Source organism: Flavobacterium araucananum (genome assembly GCF_002222055.1).
In the GTDB taxonomy this organism is placed as follows: domain Bacteria; phylum Bacteroidota; class Bacteroidia; order Flavobacteriales; family Flavobacteriaceae; genus Flavobacterium; species Flavobacterium araucananum.
Map to the genome: position 1 here is coordinate 12,706 of NZ_MUGS01000052.1, position 18,391 is coordinate 31,096.

The window sequence follows — 18,391 nt, forward strand, 5'->3', positions numbered from 1 at the left end:
TTTAACTCTCAAAAAAGGCGTTTCACTTATAATAATACATATAGCTATGTGTGAGAAATGAGTTTCTTTTGATTTACCTTTTTTCAAAATAAAAAATCTATGTTTCTATGTTATTCTGAAACGGTTATTTCGAACATTTTGCTCCAGTTTTTACCGGTTACAAAAATTGTTTTTGTTTTAGGATTGTAAGCAATTCCGTTTAAAACATCGTCTTTGGTTACGTCAGTCATTAATTTACGCAAACCTGACATGTCAAGAATCCCTTCGACAGCACCAGATGTAGGGTTTACAACTGCAATTGCATCTTTGAACCAAACATTGGTATAAATTTTTCCGTTAATCCATTCCAGCTCATTAATCGCTTTAATTTTTGATGTTCCGGAATAAACATTGATATAATCTACCATTTTTTGAGTTGAAGGATCCATTTTCCAGATTTTCTCCGTTTTATCAGTTTGATAAATGTATTTACCATCATTTGTCATTCCCCAGCCTTCGATATCTTTATCATAAGCAAAAGTTTTCTCCAGTTTTAAGGTGTTTGCATCATAAATAAAACCAGTTTTGTTTTGCCAGGTTAACTGGTATAATTTTCCGTTTATAAAAGTGATTCCTTCTCCAAAATACTTTTTGTCAAGATCAATTTGTTTGTAAACTTTACCGGTTTTATAATCGTATTTTCTAAGGTAAGAAGCGCCTTCTTGTCCGGTACTTTCATATAAAGTATCTTTATAAAACTCTAAACCCTCTGTAAATGATTTTTTATCATGAGCGAAAGTATTTACGATTTTATATTTTAAGGGTTTAGCTTCGATATTAGAAACTAATTCGATTCGTTTGGTAGCATCTGAAGAATCAGATCCAAAATGAACCGACGCTTTTAGGTATTGATATCCCAGTTTTTGATCTTTTAATGCAAATTTAAATTTTTCAGTTCCTTTAGTAGTTCCTACCTTTTTATCATTTATAAAGTAAGTAATGCTATCAATTTCTTTCGAATTTGGGTTCAAAATTCCAATAGAAACTGCTTCTTGTTGCGTAAAATGTGCCGGAAAAGCAGAATCATCAATGTTAAATAAAGAATTTTCAGCTTTATTTTTATCTCCACATCCAATTAATGTGATTCCTAATAAAATGACAGTTAGGAAGTTATATTTTTTCATAGTTTAAAATTTGAATAAGCCAATATACGACGATATTTTTATAGCAACAAAGCTCTTGCAAAAATATAAAAAGATTGTATATTTGCATCGGCAAGTCCTACACGACCAGCTCCTGCAGACTCCCCCAGGATGGGAACATAGCAAGGGTACGTGGTTGAGCGGTGCGATGTAGGTCGCTTGCCATTTTTTTTATTTTTTAGAATTTATACAAAATCAGTCTTCCTTATGGAGGATTTTTTTATTTTTGGACCTTTCGTAAAGTGAGAAGTTATAGGTTAGAGGTAAAATGTTTTTAACTATCGCATTAGATTCTATTTATAATATACATCACATTTAACTTATAACATTTAACATCTAACCAGCAAATGAGCAAAGTCGTTTTAATTACAGGAGGATCCTCAGGGATTGGAAAATCTATTGGAGAATTTTTACAAAAAAAAGGTTTTGTAGTATACGGAACGAGCAGAAATCCTGAAAAAGTGCTTAATTCGGTTTTTCCACTAGTTGCTTTAGATGTTCGCAATGCGGAATCAATTAAGGCTGCGGTGGCAAAAATTATTGCAACTTCAGGCCAATTAGATGTCGTAATTAATAATGCCGGTGTTGGGATAACAGGACCATTAGAAGAAATTCCGACGGAGGAAATCAAGAATAATTTCGAAACCAATTTTTTTGGACCTATTGAAGTTATGAAAGCGGTTTTGCCACAAATGCGCGAACAAAAATCAGGATTGATCATTAATATTACTTCAATTGCTGCTTATATGGGTTTGCCGTATCGTAGTGTTTATTCGGCATCAAAAGGAGCTTTAGAATTGATTACAGAGGCTTTGCGTATGGAAGTAAAATCGTTTGGAATCGAAATTACCAGCGTAGCACCAGGAGATTTTGCAACAAATATTGCTTCAGGTCGTTATCATGCGCCTGTTATACAAGGCTCTGCCTACGAAAAAGTTTACGGAGATACACTTGCAACTATGAATGAACATGTTGATGCAGGAAGTAATCCTAATGAAATGGCAGAAGCGGTTTATAAAATTATGCAGCAAAAAAAGCCAAACGTACATTATAAAGTTGGTGTTTTTATGCAAAAGTTTTCGATTGTTTTAAAACGTGCTCTTCCGGATAAAGTCTACGAGAAGATGTTAATGAACCATTATAAATTATAAAAATTGAAGAGGGGCAAAGTTTGAAATTATTCTACAGGAATAAAGATTTCAAATTTTGCTCCTTCGTTTAATATTCCTTTTGCTTTGATAAAACCTTTGTGGTTTTCTACAATTCGCTTGACTATCGTAAGTCCAATTCCGGTGCTTTTTGATGGTTTTGTGTGCAAAGCCTGAAAAAGTCCGAAGATTTTTTCACTATACAATTGATCAAATCCTACACCATTATCGGCAATGGTTATCTTGTAGTATTTGGTAAGTGGAGAAAGCTTGTCGAATTCTCCATTCGTGATTTTTGCAGATACTGTTATGATTAAATCGCGGTCAGGACTTGCAAATTTCAATGAATTGCTGATAAGATTATACAGTAATTGTCTGAACTGAAATTCGATCACCGATAGTTTTCCTAATTCCTGTATATCAAAAACTACATTTTTGTTTTCAAACTCGTCTGTAAGATCATTAATAACGTCCTGGGCTATATCAGTTATGTTTTTTACTTCAAATTTTCTATCGTCAAATTTGGTTTTAGAATAGAGTAGTAGATCATTAATTAAAGTTTGCATCCTTAAAGCCGAAGTACGGATTTTTTGAAATGCTGCTTTGCCTTTTTCGGATAAATTATTGACTTCCTCACGCTCAATTGTATCTGTAAAAAGCTGAATTTTACGCAAAGGTTCCTGTAGATCGTGACTCGAAATGTAATTAAAAGCTTCCAGTTCGCTGTTCATTCTTTCAAGGGAAATATTTTTCTGAATTAGTTTTTTCTCGATGTCTGAATTTAATTTTTCGATTTCCTTTTTTTCATCTACCGTTTTTTCTAACAATTGACTTTTTTCTTCGAGGACTATTTTATGTTCCGTTTCCTGCTCAATTGCGTTGAGATGAAAAGAAATAAGATCAGCAAATAAATGGAACATTTCGCTGACTTTGAATTCTTTCAGGCTGTTTGGTTTTGGATCAATAGCACATAAGGTTCCAAAAAAAGTTCCGTCCTTCCGTATAATCGGTACAGAGATATAACTCTGGAGTTTATACATTGCCGGAGTATGATGGTTATGGTATTGGGGATCCTCGCTTACATTATCTATAATTACTGCTTTGGGATCTCGTCTTATTTCATCGCAAATGGTAGTTTTTACCTGTAATTCATCTCCTGGTTTTAGGCCAAAATGAACATTGTCCTGAACACTGCACGTGATCCATCTGTCATCCGTAACTCTCGCAACTGCAGCAAAACCCATTCCGGTTGTCTGACAAATTACGTTGAGTAAAGTTGGGATAATTGAAATTTTTTCAATGTTAAGTATGTCTTGTTTAAAATGATCTTCTAGCACTTTTTATGGGAGTATTTTAATTTTTTAAAAATACGAAAATAAAACCAGCTTTTGGTCTGTCGTTTTTATAGAGATTGATTCTAACTATTTAGAATTATTTTTTTAGTTTTTTATCTTATGGAAATTATAAATTGTAATTTTGCAGCGAATTTGCGTTAGGGATAGAAACGATATCCTTTTATTTTTTTCTTTAAAAATATAAAAGATATACGGATAGCCCGTTCGCCGCGGCGAACACGCCCAAAACAGGAACACAATTAAATAGATATAATTATGAAATTTTTTATTGACACAGCAAATTTAGCTCAGATTAAAGAAGCACAAGCTTTAGGTGTTTTAGATGGTGTAACAACTAACCCGTCATTGATGGCAAAAGAAGGTATTACCGGAAAAAACAACATATTGAAGCATTATGTTGATATTTGTAATCTTGTTGAAGGAGATGTTAGTGCTGAAGTAAATGCGCTGGATTATGATGGAATGATCAAAGAAGGTGAAGAATTAGCTGAATTGCACGAGCAAATCGTAGTTAAATTGCCTATGACAAAAGAAGGTGTTATGGCTGCAAAATACTTCTCTGATAAAGGAATTAAAACAAACGTAACACTTGTTTTTTCTGCTGGTCAGGCTTTATTGGCTGCAAAAGCGGGAGCAACTTATGTTTCTCCTTTTATTGGTCGTTTGGATGATGTTTCTACAGATGGTTTGAATCTGATCGAAGAAATTAGATTGATTTTTGATAACTACGGTTATGAAACTCAAATTCTGGCTGCTTCTGTACGCCATACGATGCATATTGTAAACTGTGCAAAAATTGGTGCAGATGTTATGACAGGACCTCTTTCTGCAATTTACGGATTATTGAAACACCCATTGACAGATATTGGATTAGCACAGTTTGTAGCTGATTTTGAAAAGGGAAATAAATAAGAATCAGTTCTTTAGGATTTAAAATCGCCATCTTTTAATAAAAAGATGGCGATTTTTTTTTACATTTATAGGTCCCAAAAAGAAATGGATATGAAAAAAGTAATCTTGATTTTAGTGTTTTCGATCGTTAGTGGTACCGTAAATGCGCAGGCTGCCAAAATTATAAAAGAGGTTAGTGAAGCCGGCGATGTGGCAAGTTTCGAATTAGATTGTTCCGTACAATTTCAGACTCTGGCTAAGGGATTACGTTACAATATAACCCGTCATGAATTTAAAGGCGCAGAGATGAAAAACTCCTACCGATTGCTGTTGGTTATGGATGGTTTTTATTCGAAAACATTGAATAAAACCATGACTATTTCGGCAGTTTTAAGTGACGGAACTATTATAGAAGCTAAAAAGATTATAGAAGATGATGGCTTTTTTGATGGTGCCTGTACCTTAAAAGTTAAAGACCCCAAAGCGCTTTTAGAAGCCAATATAGATAAGGTTATTGTTCATGCAGACAAAGATGTTGTCTATACTTTGTCAGCAAAGAATAAGGAGGTTTTTAAGAAGAACCTGAGCAATATTATAAATGCTAAGTAAGCAATAAAGGTGCAAAGTAATAGCGGTTCAAAGTTGCGAAGTTTGTGTTTTTATTCCTGACTTTATTTGCGAAAATTGATACTGTTTTAAATAAAAAAAAACTCCCATTGGCCGCAGCGAATGGGAGTTTTTATATGTTTTTGTTATTTTCTAGTGACCACCAGAAAGTTTTTTGTCAAAGCTAATACCTTGTTTTTTAAGGATTCCGCTCACGCTCCAGGCATAAAATGCCAGGTAAGCAAAACATAGAACTCCTACTAAGTAACTGCTGTGAATACCAATAAATTCAGAAGCGAAACCTTGTAACCAACTAATTACTCCACCACCCATAATCATCATGATTAAGAAGCTACTTCCCTGACTTGTATTTTTTCCTAATCCGCTTACCGCTAATGTAAAAATACATGGCCAAAGTGTACTACAGAATAAACCAACACTTGTAAAAGCATAAATGCTTACAATACCCTGAGTCGACATTCCGATTGCTAAAGCAACAATTCCAAGTGCAGAAAATATTAATAACATTCTGGCAGGATTTCCTTTGCTCGCAATATCAGCAGCAATTAAGACTAATATAATTAAACCATAGATGTAAAATGGTGTTAAGTCATGTTTTGCAATTGCATTTACAGCCAGGAATACTCCAAAAGCTAAATAAGGTGCAACGAAACGCAATATTTGTTGTAAGCTTGCTTTGTCTGTAAAAGCTTCAATAGCTCCTGTCCAACGACCAATCATTAAACTAGCCCAGTAAAGAGAGATATAAGGAGAGATTTCTTGTAAAGTATATAGAACACCTGTTTTTGCATTGATAAGAGATTCCATGTAAGCAGGTAAGTTACTTGCTGTAGAAACTTCTACTCCAACATAAAGAAAGATTGCGATCATACCCATAACCAATTGAGGGTATTGTAATGCTGATTTTTTGGCTGCTACACCATCTGTTGCGATTTCTTCTTCGATCAAAGCAGGTCTGTCCGGTAAGGAAGAAAATTTTAATAAAATAGCCACTAATAAAAAGGCTAAGCCAAGTATTAAATAAGGAATTTTTACACTTTCGATGCTTAGCGTAGAAGCTCCTGTGCTTGATCCAAAAATTGCAAAAGTTACAATAAGCGGTCCTATAGTTGTTCCTAAATTATTGATTCCTCCAGCCAGTGTTAAACGTTGAGATCCTGTAGCAATAGGGCCTAAAGCAATTGCTAAAGGGTTTGCAACAGTTTGTTGTAGTGAAAAACCTAAGGCAACAATGAATAATCCGGATAACATTAATGGAAATGATCCTGTATTTGCCGCCGGGTAAAACAATAATGTTCCTAGTGCAGAAATTAGTAAGCCTAATGAAAGACCGTTTTTATATCCAATTTTATTTACTAAATCTTCTTTGATCAAAGCCGAAACTCCCATATAGATAAGAGATCCAACTGTGTAAGCAATATAAAATGCTAATGATACTAATTGACTTTCTCCTTGTGATAAATGAAAAGCTGTTTTAAAAACAGGAATTAGGATATCGTTACTTGCGGCCACAAATCCCCAAAAGAAGAATACGATAACAAGAGGAATAAACTGTCCCCACTTGGTTTGTACATTTTCTGAACTCATAATTTTAATAAGGTTAATTTTTTATTTTATTGTTTTTTGAAGACCGTAAATATATTTGTTAAGTGTATCAAAAAAAAATAAAAAGGCACAAATAATGTTAAATTTAAACAAACGGCGTTATTTTTTCAACAAAGTGTTAATTTTTACCGATTTAGAAAATGAATTTAAAGCAGGAAATTATTCCAGAATTTTATTTTTTACTTCTTTGCTGTAATTTCTACCAATAGGAATGGTGTAGGATTGTATCTGAATACGGTTTCCTTCTATAGATTTTACTTTATTTAGGGCAATTACATACGATTTATGAATGCGTAAAAAGCGATCTGCAGGCAACTCTTCAGACAGTGAAGTCAATGATTTATGGGTAATATAGGTTTTATCAGGAGTTACAACTTTTATGTATTCCTTCATTCCTTCGACAAATAAAATTTCTTCAATATTAATTTTCATCATTTTTTTATCGACTTTAATAAAAATATGAGAATCTCCTTTTGTGGTTTCGACTTTAATATTGTTTTTTAAATTGTATTCGGTTGTAATTTTGTTAATGCATTTTATAAAACGTGGTAACGGAATAGGTTTTACTAAATAATCTAAAACATCAAGATCATAACTTTCTGCTGCAAATTCTCGAAAAGCAGTAGTTATAATAACTTTGGTTTTGTTTTCGATCAGACTAATGAGCTCAAAACCTGTCATCATAGGCATGTTAATGTCCAAAAACACGGCATCGACAGTAGTACTGTTTATAAAATCAAGCGCTTCCAAAGAATTATTGAATGTGCCAATTACCTCAAAGTCTGTAAAATTTGTAAAATAATTTTGCAGGACTTTGATAGCCAAGGGCTCATCATCAATCAACACGCATTTAATTTTCATTATCAATAGGTATTTGCAAACGGATTATATAGTAATTTAATTTCGTTGTGTGCTTTAAACTGAAATCATTTTTGTAAATTAGTTTTAATCTTTTTTTGGTATTCACTAAACCAATTCCGCCTTTTAAATTAAGATTTTGTGAATTTACAAAATTATTTAAGATTTCAAAATCTAACATTTTATTATCGATAACCTTACAATTAATCTTAATTTTTAAGTTATTATTGTTTACACCACCATGTTTAAAGGCATTTTCGACAAGTGATATGAAAATTAAAGGTGGCACAACAACATCTTCTATATTCGACTCGAGATTTACGGTAACCTCTACGTTATCAAAGCGTAACTTCTCGATTTCGATGTAATTCTGGATATAATCAATTTCTTTTATGAGTGGAACAAATTTGGTTCCTTTTACATCATATAAAACATATTCCATCAAATTTGATAGTTTTATAATAACATCCGGAACTTTATCTGATGATTCTAATGACAAAGCGTACAGATTGTTTAAAGTATTGAAAAAGAAATGTGGCTGTATTTGATTTTCAAGGTACTTTAATTTAATCTTGAACTGATTTTCTCGTAACGAACGGTTTCTTTCACGTTCTCTCAGCCAGGTCAAAGTAAGATAAACAGACGAAGCCATTGCCAGAACATACAACTCGCCAATACAAACGGCAACGATATGATTGATTTCGAACGGATGGTACTCTCTATTCGCTTCCGGCCAGATATTTTCGGATATGATATAATAAGTCAGAGCAGTTTTTAGTAAATAAATGCAAAACAGACTGACCAATAACGAAAAGGTATAGGTAATATATTTTTGTTTGAGAACATATCTGGGAACCAAAACAAAAAGATTAAAATAAACCAAAGGAATGTGCAAAGAGAACTCAATAAGGTTTGATTTGAACGAATACGGATAATCGTTAAAATAAGCTCCCCATCGTAAAAAATTAAGAGTAAAGTAGCTGCCCCAAAACCAAACATGATTCTTGAGTTTAATGTCAAATTTTAATTTTTGAATTTCAGTCAACTTTAATTTAACGATTTATTGTTAGGGGCTTTCTGCTGGTAAATATTGTGCAACTTTAAACAATTACTGGGTAAAACGCAATTCTTTTGAATAAAATTTTGAAAAAAAAGATATAAAGTATGTTATTTATTTGGGATAACGTTTTCGTAAAACACATTTTTTATTATTTATAATTTACAAAACGCCATTTTATATGCCTAGTTATCAAATAGGTAAAGTGTTAATTGTAATTGGGTATTTGTTGTTTAATTTGTATTTTTTATTAATTATATTCTTTATTAATAGAAAAGTGTTGTAATATTTTTATAGGAAAACGTTTTCGTGTAACGGATTATTGATTGTTTTATGTCGTTGGTTTAAAATTTAAAGTCGTTTGTATAAATTATTTTTTTTAACAATCTCTTAAGAATAAATTTACGCCATAACTAACAAAATAAATAAACATGAAAAAAATTTTCTTAATCTTTATGATTGTTTTTACGGCGCAAGTTTCGCTTGCACAAGTAAAAAGTGTCAAAGGTGTGATTACAGATTCTGATGGGATGCCATTACCAGGGGCATCTGTTGCAGTACAAGGAGGTCAAAAAGGTGCTACTACCGATTTTGATGGTTTGTATACAATTGAAGCACAAAAAGGACAGACTCTAGTTTTTACTTATGTAGGTCTTGAAACACAATCTATAGTTGTAGGCGATGCTGCTACAATTAATGTTAAATTGGTACAAGGGGCATCTAATGCATTAAATGAAGTAGTTGTAACTTCATTAGGTATCAAGAAAACAAGAAAATCATTGACTTATGCGGCTCAGGAACTTAAAGGAGAAGAGCTAACACGTGTAAAAGATGCAAACGTTATAAACACAATTGCCGGTAAAATTGCCGGTGTTGCCGTAACAAAAAGTGCAGGTGGTACTGGTGGATCTACTAAAGTGGTTATTCGTGGTAATTCTTCTATAACAAACAACCAACCTTTATATGTTATTGATGGTATCCCAATGTTGAACTCCGGTTCAGGACAGCCTAATGACACATTTGGTAGTTTGGCAGGAGGTAACCGTGATGGTGGAGATGCAATATCTTTGGTTAATCCTGATGATTACGAAGGAATGACAGTTCTTAAAGGAGCAGCAGCTTCTGTATTATACGGTTCTCAAGGTGCAAATGGAGTAATTTTGCTTTCTTCTAAAAAAGCTAAAGAAGGAAAATCAAGCCTTACAGCTTCGTCTGTTACTACTTTTGAAACAGCAGCTTATTTACCAAAATTTCAAACAGATTATATTGCTAACGCAGGTGAAGATGAATCTTGGGGAAATAAACAAAAAACAAAAGATCACGTAAAAGATTTCTTTAATACAGGAACTACACAAATTACATCTGTAGGATATTCTACAGCAACAGCAAATTCTTCTACCGCATTATCTTATGCAAATACTTCAGGAACAGGAATTATTCCGGGAAATAGTATCAAGAAAAATAACTTTGGGATCCGTCAGACGGCTAAGTTTTTTAATGATAAATTAACAGTTGGTGTAAATGCAAACTATACGACTCAATCAATTGCTAATAAACCGGTTAATGGTCTTTACTTTAACCCGTTAACAGGTGTTTATTTAATGCCAAGAGGAAACGATTTTGATTACTACAAAAATAATTATGAAGTTTTTGATCCAAACAGAAATTTAATGGCTCAAAACTGGATGACAAACAGAGATATTATGCAAAACCCATATTGGGCTATTAACAGAAATAAATCTGAAGACACAAATAATTTCTTTAATGGTGCAATAACAGCTTCTTACAAAGCTAATAATTGGTTAACAATTGCTTCAAGATATAGCTATAACAGAATTGACAGCGAATTTGATAAAAAAATATTTGCTACAACTCAAGGAACACTTTCTAATGCAAACGGTAGATACATTAACGAAAATTCTTTAAGCACACAGCGTTACGGAGATTTGATTGCTACAATCAACACAAAATTTTCTGATGATATATCATTTAATGCTAACGTTGGTACTAGTATAACAAATACACTAACAAATCAAAAAACAATTTTGGATTCTGGAATTGGTGGAGGATTAACACTTACAAACTGGTTTACCCTTCATAATTTTGTAAATAACACAGGAAACTATCAAACAATTGATGCTAAAAGAGAAGTACAATCTGTATTTGCAACGACTACTTTTGGATACAAAGAAATGTTGTATTTGGATTTAGCAGCCAGAAATGACTGGTCTTCTACATTGGTTAATACAGACAGCCCGTCTTACTTTTATCCTTCTGTAGGTTTAACAGGTATACTTAGTGAAATGTTTACTATGCCGGAATTTATAAATTTTGCCAAAGTTCGTGGAACGTATGCTCAGGTAGGTAATGATGTTTCTGCTTTTGTTACAAGTCCAGTAAATTATTTTCTTCCTAATATTCCTGGTACACAACCTCGAGTTGGTGTACAAAGAGGGACTACTTTAAAACCGGAATTAAAATCAGAGTACGAATTTGGTACTGAATGGAGAATGTTTAACAATAGACTAGGATTTGAGGTTTCTTATTATCATTCTATAACTAAAAATCAGTATTTACAGGTTCTTGCACCAGAAGGAAACCCTGAAGGAGTTAAATTTTATGGATTTAATGCAGGAAGTATCGAAAACAAAGGTTTTGAGATCGTAGTAAATGCAGGTATTGTTAAAGGGGATAAATTTTCATGGGATTCATCAATAAACTTCTCTCAAAATAGAAACAAGGTAAAAGAACTTCCTGATTCATTAGGAAAAGTAGTTAACCTTACAGATCCGGGAGTTAATAACTACCAATATTCATTAATCGAAGGAAGACCATTTGGGGCTATTATGGGTAAAACTATTTTAAGAGATGCTCAGGGTCGTATTTTATTAAACGCAGATGGAAATATTCAGAATAACGGAGCAGGTTTTGTTGAAGTAGGAAACTCAAATCCTGATTTTATGTTAGGTTTTTCTAACACTTTTAAATTAGGTGCCTTCTTTGCAAATGTTTTGCTTGACGGACGTTTTGGTGGTGAAGTTATGAGTATGACTCAGGCTCAAAATGATTATTTTGGAGTTTCTCAAGCTACAGGAGATGCAAGAAATGCTGGAGGAGTTGCAATCAATGCAGTTATGCCTGATGGAACACCAGTGACAACAATGGATGCTAAGCAATATTACAAAACAGTTGGAGGAAGAGACGGAATTACTGGCGAATACGTTTACAAAGCTACAAACGTAAGTGTTAGAGAAGTTTCTATAGGATACACATTCAATCCTAAAAAACTGCCTGTTTTTCAAACTGCCAGTATTTCATTAATTGCCAGAAACTTATTCTTTATTTATAAAGACGCTCCTTTTGATCCAAATATTGCATTAAGTACAGGAGAAGGCTTGCAAGGTGTTGATATCTATGGTTTACCATCTACTAGAAGTATCGGTCTTAATTTAAATGTAACGTTCTAAATTCAAAAAAAAATGAAATTTAAAAATATAAAAACAACAGCTGCCTGTATTTCATTACTTGCTGTAGTAGGGTGTACAGATAATTTTGAGGATATCAATACTAATCCCAATGGTTTTAGTCAGGATCAATTAGCTCAGGACTTTAACCATATCAAAGGAGGATTTGCTCCAATGTTTAACAATATTCAGGTATTAGGAAATCAAAGGGAAGATCAATACCAGTTGCAACAAAACTTAAATAGTGATATCTGGTCGGGTTATATGGCCACACCAACTGGTTTTAGAGGAGGAAGTAATAATACTACTTACGATTTAATCGACGGATGGAACGGTGCTATATGGAGTAATGCATATCCTAATGTAATGTTTAATGCATATGATATTGCAAATAAATCAAAAGGAAAATACGATCAGTTTTATGCACTTTCTCTTATTTTAAAAGTAGAAGGAATGCACAGAGTAACAGATATTTTTGGACCAATTATCTATTCTCAATATGGTAAAGAAGCACCAATACTTTACGATTCTCAGGAAGAGGTGTATAACCAAATGTTCTCTGAACTGGATGTTGCGGTTACTGAATTAACAAAAAGAGTAGATGCAGCTGAGCCAACAGCTTTTGCTTCTACAGATTTATCAGGATACAAAGGCGATTATAAACAATGGGTAAAATTTGCCAATACATTACGTTTAAGATTAGCAATGCGTATTGTAAAAGTAAAACCGGACCTTGCAAAAACTCAGGCTGAAAAAGCAATTGCACAAAAATTTGGAGTAATGACTACAAATGCAGATGCTTTTAAAATTGTATCTCCGGATTTTACAAATCCTATTGCTACTATTAGCGGTTCATGGTTGGATATTCGTATGTCTGCAGATATGGAATCAATCTTAAAAGGATATAGTGATCCTAGAATATCGGCTTATTTTGATACATCAGTTCAGTTTCCGGGTCAATACAAAGGGGTTCGTACCGGTATTACTATTGGAGGAAAAGGAGATCACCAGGATTTTTCAGGAATTGGAGCTGTTGTAAAATCAAAAGAAATTTATTTGTTTACAACTGCCGAAGCTTATTTTTTAAGAGCTGAAGGAGCTTTAAGAGGTTGGAATATGGGTAATGATCCTGAATCATTATATAAATTAGGTATTCAGGCATCATTTGATCAAAGAGGTGCTTCAGGAGCTGCTGCCTATATGACAGACAATGTAAAACTACCGGTAGATTATACAGATCCTGGTTTTCCTGTAAACAATGTAGCAGCAGTAAATAATGTAACCATTGCTTGGGATGCTGCTGCAACAAACGAAGTAAAATTGCAAAAAATTATTACTCAAAAATGGATTGCTGGATTTCCGGAAGGTCAGGAAGCATGGTCTGACTACAGAAGAACAGGTTACCCAAAATTATTTCCTGTAGTTGTAAACAATAGTGGAGGCAAAATTTCGACAGCACTTGGTGTAAGAAGAATCAACTTCGTGCAATCTGAGATTGCAAACAATAAAGACGGAGTTGCCAGCGGTGTTGCAAAATTAGGAGGCCCTGATAACGGAGGAACAAGACTTTGGTGGGATACTACCGGAGCTAACTTCTAATAAAACAAAAGGAATCAAAGACTTTAAGTTTGGTTAGTAAATGGTATAAGCAATGTAAGTTGCTTATACCATTTCAAAAACTAAAATTGTAAATACAAAAAAAGAAAAAAGAAATGAAAAGTGCTTTAGAAATAAAACCTGATATCAGCTATAAAAGCGCGGGAAAATTTGAAGAGACCAGATTCGAAAAGATCCACAACGAAATCTTCAAAAATTCAGCAGAAGCTTCTATAATTGTAGCGCAGGAAATCGCGCAATTAATTAGATCTAAACAAGAAAAAAATAAATCTTGTGTATTAGGTTTAGCAACAGGTTCTTCTCCTATAAAAGTTTACGAAGAGTTAGTGAGAATGCACAGAGATGAAGGTCTAAGTTTTGAGAATGTAATCACTTTTAATCTGGATGAATATTATCCAATGACCAGAGAGAACAATCAGAGCTATCATTATTTCATGCATCAGCATCTTTTTAATCATATTGACATCAAACCCGAGAATGTTAATATTCCGGATGGTACAGTTTCTATTGATGAATTAAATCAATATTGTATCGATTATGAAATGAATATTAAAAATGCCGGAGGACTTGATTTTCAATTATTAGGTATTGGTCGTACAGGTCACGTAGGTTTCAACGAACCAGGATCGCACATCAATTCCGGAACCAGAATTATAACACTGGATCACATAACAAGAGTAGATGCTTCATCAGATTTTAATGGTATCGACAACGTTCCTAAAAGAGCGATTACCATGGGAGTTTCGACCATTATGAGATCAAAAAGAATCGTATTAATGGCTTGGGGACAAAACAAAGCCGATATCATCAAGAGAACCATTCAGGGTGATATTAGTTCAGAAGTTCCAGCTACATTTTTACAAAATCATGCCAATGCCACTTTTGTATTAGACCAGTCTGCCGCGTCAGAGTTAACCCGTTTCAAGACGCCTTGGTTAGTAGGAGAATGCATCTGGACACAAGAATTAAAAAGCAAAGCGATTGTTTGGTTGTGCCAAAAAACAAAACAATCTATATTAAAATTAACAGACAGAGATTACAACAACAACGGAATGTCTGATCTTTTGGCACAAGAAGGTTCTGCTTATGATTTGAACATTAATATGTTCAACGTATTGCAGCATACCATAACAGGATGGCCGGGTGGAAAACCAAATACTGACGATTCGCACCGTCCGGAAAGAGCCAATCCTGCAAAAAAACGAGTGATTCTTTTTAGTCCACATCCTGATGATGATGTGATTTCTATGGGAGGAACTTTTTCAAAATTGATAAAACAAGGTCACGATGTACACGTAGTATATCAAACCTCCGGAAATATAGCCGTTACAGACGACGAAGCATTGAAATTTGCCGAAGTATGCAGCGATTTTGTAACAGACGAAAATACAAAAATAAACTTCAAATCAGTCATTGAATTCCTGAATAACAAATCAGAAAATCAAATTGATTCACTCGAAGTACGAAAATTAAAAGGACTAATCCGTCGTAGAGAATCCTATGCAGCAACAAGATATATAGGTCTAAAAGATGAGAATACCCATTTTCTGGATCTTCCGTTTTATGAAACAGGACAAGTAAAGAAAAATCCGTTAGGACCTGATGATATTGCCATTGTAAAAGAAATTATCGCCAGGATAAAACCACATCAGGTATTTGCAGCGGGAGATCTTGCAGATCCGCACGGAACACATGAAGTTTGTCTTAATGCGATCTTTGCAGCAATGAAACAATTGAAGCCTGAAAAATATATGGATGATTGCTGGTTATGGTTGTACAGAGGAGCATGGCACGAATGGGACATTCATGAAATAGACATGGCAGTACCACTCTCACCGTCAGAAGTATTACTAAAACGTCACGCCATTTTATACCACCAATCTCAAAAAGACAGAGTTATGTTTCAAGGAAACGATTCAAGAGAATTCTGGGTCAGAGCCGAAGACCGTAATAAAAATACTGCCGTACTATACGATGATTTAGGATTGGCAGAATATGAAGCGATTGAAGCCTTTAAGCGTTTTGATTATTAGAGTTGTTTTTTAGATTCGGTTTGGAGCGAATCAAATTACAAAATTCAGATTGATTTCATAAGGATAGTGAGGGTTCAATAGAGATCATTCTGAGTTTTGTTTCTTATTTATTTAATACTGTTATCTCACGATAACAACTTTTCAAAAACAGTAAAATGAAATATTTATTAGTACTACTATTAGCAGGTATAACGTCTGGTGCTCAAATTCAAAAAGAGCAACTAAATCTTATGCCCTGGCCACAAAATGTTGTTTTAAACGATGGGAATTTTGCTTTAAACAAAACGTTTAAAGTAAACATTACCGGAAATCCTAATCCCCGAATTTTTGGTGGAGTAACACGTTTTTTGCGCCGCTTAGATGGTAGAACCGGTATTTTTTTCGAACAGGGTTTTATTTCAAAACTAAATGAAGTTCCTACAGCCTCACTTCAGATTAATTGTGATAAAAGCGGAAAAATTGGCTTGTATGAAGACGAAAGTTATCATTTGGACATCAAACAAAATCAAATTACAATAAATGCAACGAGCGATTTAGGCGCACTTCACGGCCTTGAAACCTTACTGCAAATGTTGCAAAATACCAATAACTCGTTTTATTTTCCAAACTCAAAAATCTCAGATTTTCCCAGATTTACCTGGAGAGGTTTGATGATTGATGCAGCAAGGCATTTTCAGCCCGTGGATGTTATCAAAAGAAATATCGATGCATTGGCAGCTATGAAAATGAATGTTTTTCACTGGCATCTGGTTGATGATCAGGGTTGGAGAATTGAAACCAAAAAACATCCAAAACTAATAGAATTAGCTTCGGATGGATTATATTATACACAAGAGGAAATAAGAAATATCGTAAAATATGCTGATGAGCGTGGTATTTTGATCGTTCCTGAAATAGATGTTCCCGGTCATGGATCTGCAATACTTACTGCTTATCCGGAAATAGGAAGCAAAGTAATTACACTAACAGGAGGGACATCTGAAAAAAATATTCAAGGTACAGCAATTGCTACCTATGGAATTGAAAGAAATGCGGGTATTTTTTCGCCAACATTAGATCCTTCAAATCCTAAAACATACCAGTTATTAAGTGAATTATTTGATGAGGTTTGCCCGTTGTTCCCAGGCGCTTATTTTCATATCGGGGGAGATGAAAATGAAGGTAAAGACTGGGACGCAAACCCAAAGATTCAGGAATTTAAAAAGAAAAATAAACTGGCTACAAACCATGAATTGCAAACCTATTTTACCATGCAATTAGTGCCAATGCTTAAAAAACACGGAAAACAATTGATGGGATGGGAAGAGATTTTGACAAAAAATATGTCAAAAGAAGCCATTATTCATTCGTGGAGAGGTCCAAATGAAGGAGTTGTTGCAGGTCAATCCTTAGTAAATGCAGTAAAAAAAGGATACAAAACCGTTTTGTCAAACGGATATTATATCGATTTGATGTATCCCGTTGCCAGTCATTATTTAAATGATCCAATGCCAAAAGGAGCAAATCTAACAGCCGAAGAGAAAGCAAGGATTTTGGGAGGAGAAGCAACAATGTGGTCAGAACTTGCCACCTCTACAACTATAGATTCAAGACTTTGGCCCAGAACAGCAGCAATTGCAGAAAGACTTTGGTCTTCAGAAGATATTACAGATCTTGCCAGTATGCGCAAACGTCTTGAGGTAGTTTCTTTTAGATTAGAAGAACTGGGATTAACCCACATTCGTAATAAAGATGTGATTTTAAGAAATATTTCAAACAATCAAAATATAGTACCGCTAAGCGAATTTTCGAATGTTTGTGAGCCATTAAAAGGATATACCCGTAACAAAGGAGGTACAGAATATCAGACTTATTCTCCGTTTACCCTTTTTGCAGATGCATGTACACCGGATGCAAAAGATTCTTTAGCTTTTGAGGATGCCGTAACACAATATTTAGCCAGTAAAACGCCTGAAAATAAAGCAAAAGTAGCAGCTTTTTTCAACAAATGGATCGCTGTAAATAAAGATTTAATAACGCTTAGTGCCAATGCACCTTTAGTGCAACCAATTTTGCCATTATCTAAAAAATTGAATGACGCATCGCAGGAATTGTTGCTTGTTTTAGATAATAAATCGACCTTAAAAGCAGATGATTTGCAGCATTTAATAGACCAATGCAATTCAAAAGACCATGCTGATGTTGAGCTATCAGTATATACAAGTCTTAAGAAATTAATTTAAAAGTTTGGTTTGAGTTAGTATTTAGTATGTTTTGTTACCAAGATTATTTAGTAATTAATTATCTCTGCTAGAATATTCTAGTAGAGATAATTTTGGTAAACTTCGTATTTATTTAAAAATTTTAACCCTAAAAAACATCAAAAAATAACCATCAAATAAATTATTAACATTTAAAACCAAATAACGAGAATAAAAAACATGACAAATAAGTAAAGTATTAAAATTGATAAACCCCAAATTTATCTTTTTTGTTTAATCTAAATTTTAAAAAAATTAAATAAATATCAATCAATACTATTCACTAATGATTATGGAATCGGTAATAGTAGTATT

At 33.7% G+C, this 18,391-nt stretch carries 12 protein-coding genes and 1 other RNA gene; 8 read left to right on the forward strand and 5 right to left on the reverse strand.

Annotation, left to right across the window (positions count from 1 at the left end; genetic code table 11):
* Window positions 1-110: 110 nt before the first annotated feature.
* On the reverse strand, window positions 111-1,163 hold the full coding sequence (locus B0A64_RS20010; RefSeq protein ID WP_089481258.1) for a glutaminyl-peptide cyclotransferase: 1,053 nt from the start codon (window positions 1,161-1,163) through the stop codon (window positions 111-113).
* An 88-nt stretch (window positions 1,164-1,251) separates the two neighbouring features.
* Here B0A64_RS20010 and ffs point away from each other — a divergent pair.
* Both ffs and B0A64_RS20020 read left to right on the forward strand, forming a co-directional pair.
* An RNA gene (ffs, locus tag B0A64_RS20015) (signal recognition particle sRNA small type) lies at window positions 1,252-1,349 on the forward strand.
* Between the two features lie 179 nt (window positions 1,350-1,528).
* Window positions 1,529-2,332, forward strand: coding sequence for an SDR family oxidoreductase (locus tag B0A64_RS20020; RefSeq protein ID WP_089481259.1), 804 nt, complete (start codon window positions 1,529-1,531; stop codon window positions 2,330-2,332).
* Window positions 2,333-2,358: 26 nt separating this feature from the next.
* Here the strand turns inward: B0A64_RS20020 and B0A64_RS20025 are convergent, their stop codons facing one another.
* Window positions 2,359-3,666 carry a GAF domain-containing sensor histidine kinase gene (locus B0A64_RS20025; protein WP_089481260.1) on the reverse strand — a complete coding sequence of 436 codons (1,308 nt, stop codon included), beginning with the start codon at window positions 3,664-3,666 and terminating at the stop codon, window positions 2,359-2,361.
* A gap of 273 nt (window positions 3,667-3,939) precedes the next feature.
* Here B0A64_RS20025 and fsa point away from each other — a divergent pair, with 273 nt between their 5' ends.
* A complete protein-coding gene (fsa, locus tag B0A64_RS20030) occupies window positions 3,940-4,596 on the forward strand; it encodes a fructose-6-phosphate aldolase (protein WP_089481261.1) in 657 nt (218 codons plus the stop codon).
* A gap of 90 nt (window positions 4,597-4,686) precedes the next feature.
* The gene (locus tag B0A64_RS20035; RefSeq protein ID WP_089481283.1) at window positions 4,687-5,184 is read left to right on the forward strand and encodes a hypothetical protein; all 498 of its coding nucleotides are present in this window, start codon (window positions 4,687-4,689) and stop codon (window positions 5,182-5,184) included.
* Window positions 5,185-5,334: 150 nt separating this feature from the next.
* Here B0A64_RS20035 and B0A64_RS20040 read toward each other — a convergent pair whose 3' ends face one another.
* From B0A64_RS20040 to B0A64_RS20050, 3 genes are all read right to left on the reverse strand, one after another.
* On the reverse strand, window positions 5,335-6,789 hold the full coding sequence (locus tag B0A64_RS20040) for an MFS transporter (protein ID WP_089481262.1): 1,455 nt from the start codon (window positions 6,787-6,789) through the stop codon (window positions 5,335-5,337).
* Between the two features lie 177 nt (window positions 6,790-6,966).
* Window positions 6,967-7,668 carry a LytR/AlgR family response regulator transcription factor gene (locus tag B0A64_RS20045; RefSeq protein WP_089481263.1) on the reverse strand — a complete coding sequence of 234 codons (702 nt, stop codon included), beginning with the start codon at window positions 7,666-7,668 and terminating at the stop codon, window positions 6,967-6,969.
* Window positions 7,658-8,710 carry a sensor histidine kinase gene (locus tag B0A64_RS20050; protein ID WP_089481264.1) on the reverse strand — a complete coding sequence of 351 codons (1,053 nt, stop codon included), beginning with the start codon at window positions 8,708-8,710 and terminating at the stop codon, window positions 7,658-7,660. Before B0A64_RS20050 ends, B0A64_RS20045 begins: the two co-directional genes overlap by 11 nt.
* A gap of 443 nt (window positions 8,711-9,153) precedes the next feature.
* Here B0A64_RS20050 and B0A64_RS20055 point away from each other — a divergent pair, with 443 nt between their 5' ends.
* From B0A64_RS20055 to B0A64_RS20070, 4 genes are all read left to right on the forward strand, one after another.
* The gene (locus tag B0A64_RS20055; RefSeq protein WP_089481265.1) at window positions 9,154-12,189 is read left to right on the forward strand and encodes a SusC/RagA family TonB-linked outer membrane protein; all 3,036 of its coding nucleotides are present in this window, start codon (window positions 9,154-9,156) and stop codon (window positions 12,187-12,189) included.
* Window positions 12,190-12,201: 12 nt separating this feature from the next.
* The gene (locus tag B0A64_RS20060; protein ID WP_089481266.1) at window positions 12,202-13,785 is read left to right on the forward strand and encodes a RagB/SusD family nutrient uptake outer membrane protein; all 1,584 of its coding nucleotides are present in this window, start codon (window positions 12,202-12,204) and stop codon (window positions 13,783-13,785) included.
* 113 nt (window positions 13,786-13,898) lie between these two features.
* Window positions 13,899-15,836 carry a glucosamine-6-phosphate deaminase gene (gene nagB / locus B0A64_RS20065; protein WP_089481267.1) on the forward strand — a complete coding sequence of 646 codons (1,938 nt, stop codon included), beginning with the start codon at window positions 13,899-13,901 and terminating at the stop codon, window positions 15,834-15,836.
* Between the two features lie 155 nt (window positions 15,837-15,991).
* Window positions 15,992-18,058, forward strand: a complete 2,067-nt coding sequence (locus B0A64_RS20070; protein WP_089481268.1) for a beta-N-acetylhexosaminidase — start codon at window positions 15,992-15,994, stop codon at window positions 18,056-18,058.
* Window positions 18,059-18,391 lie beyond the last annotated feature (333 nt).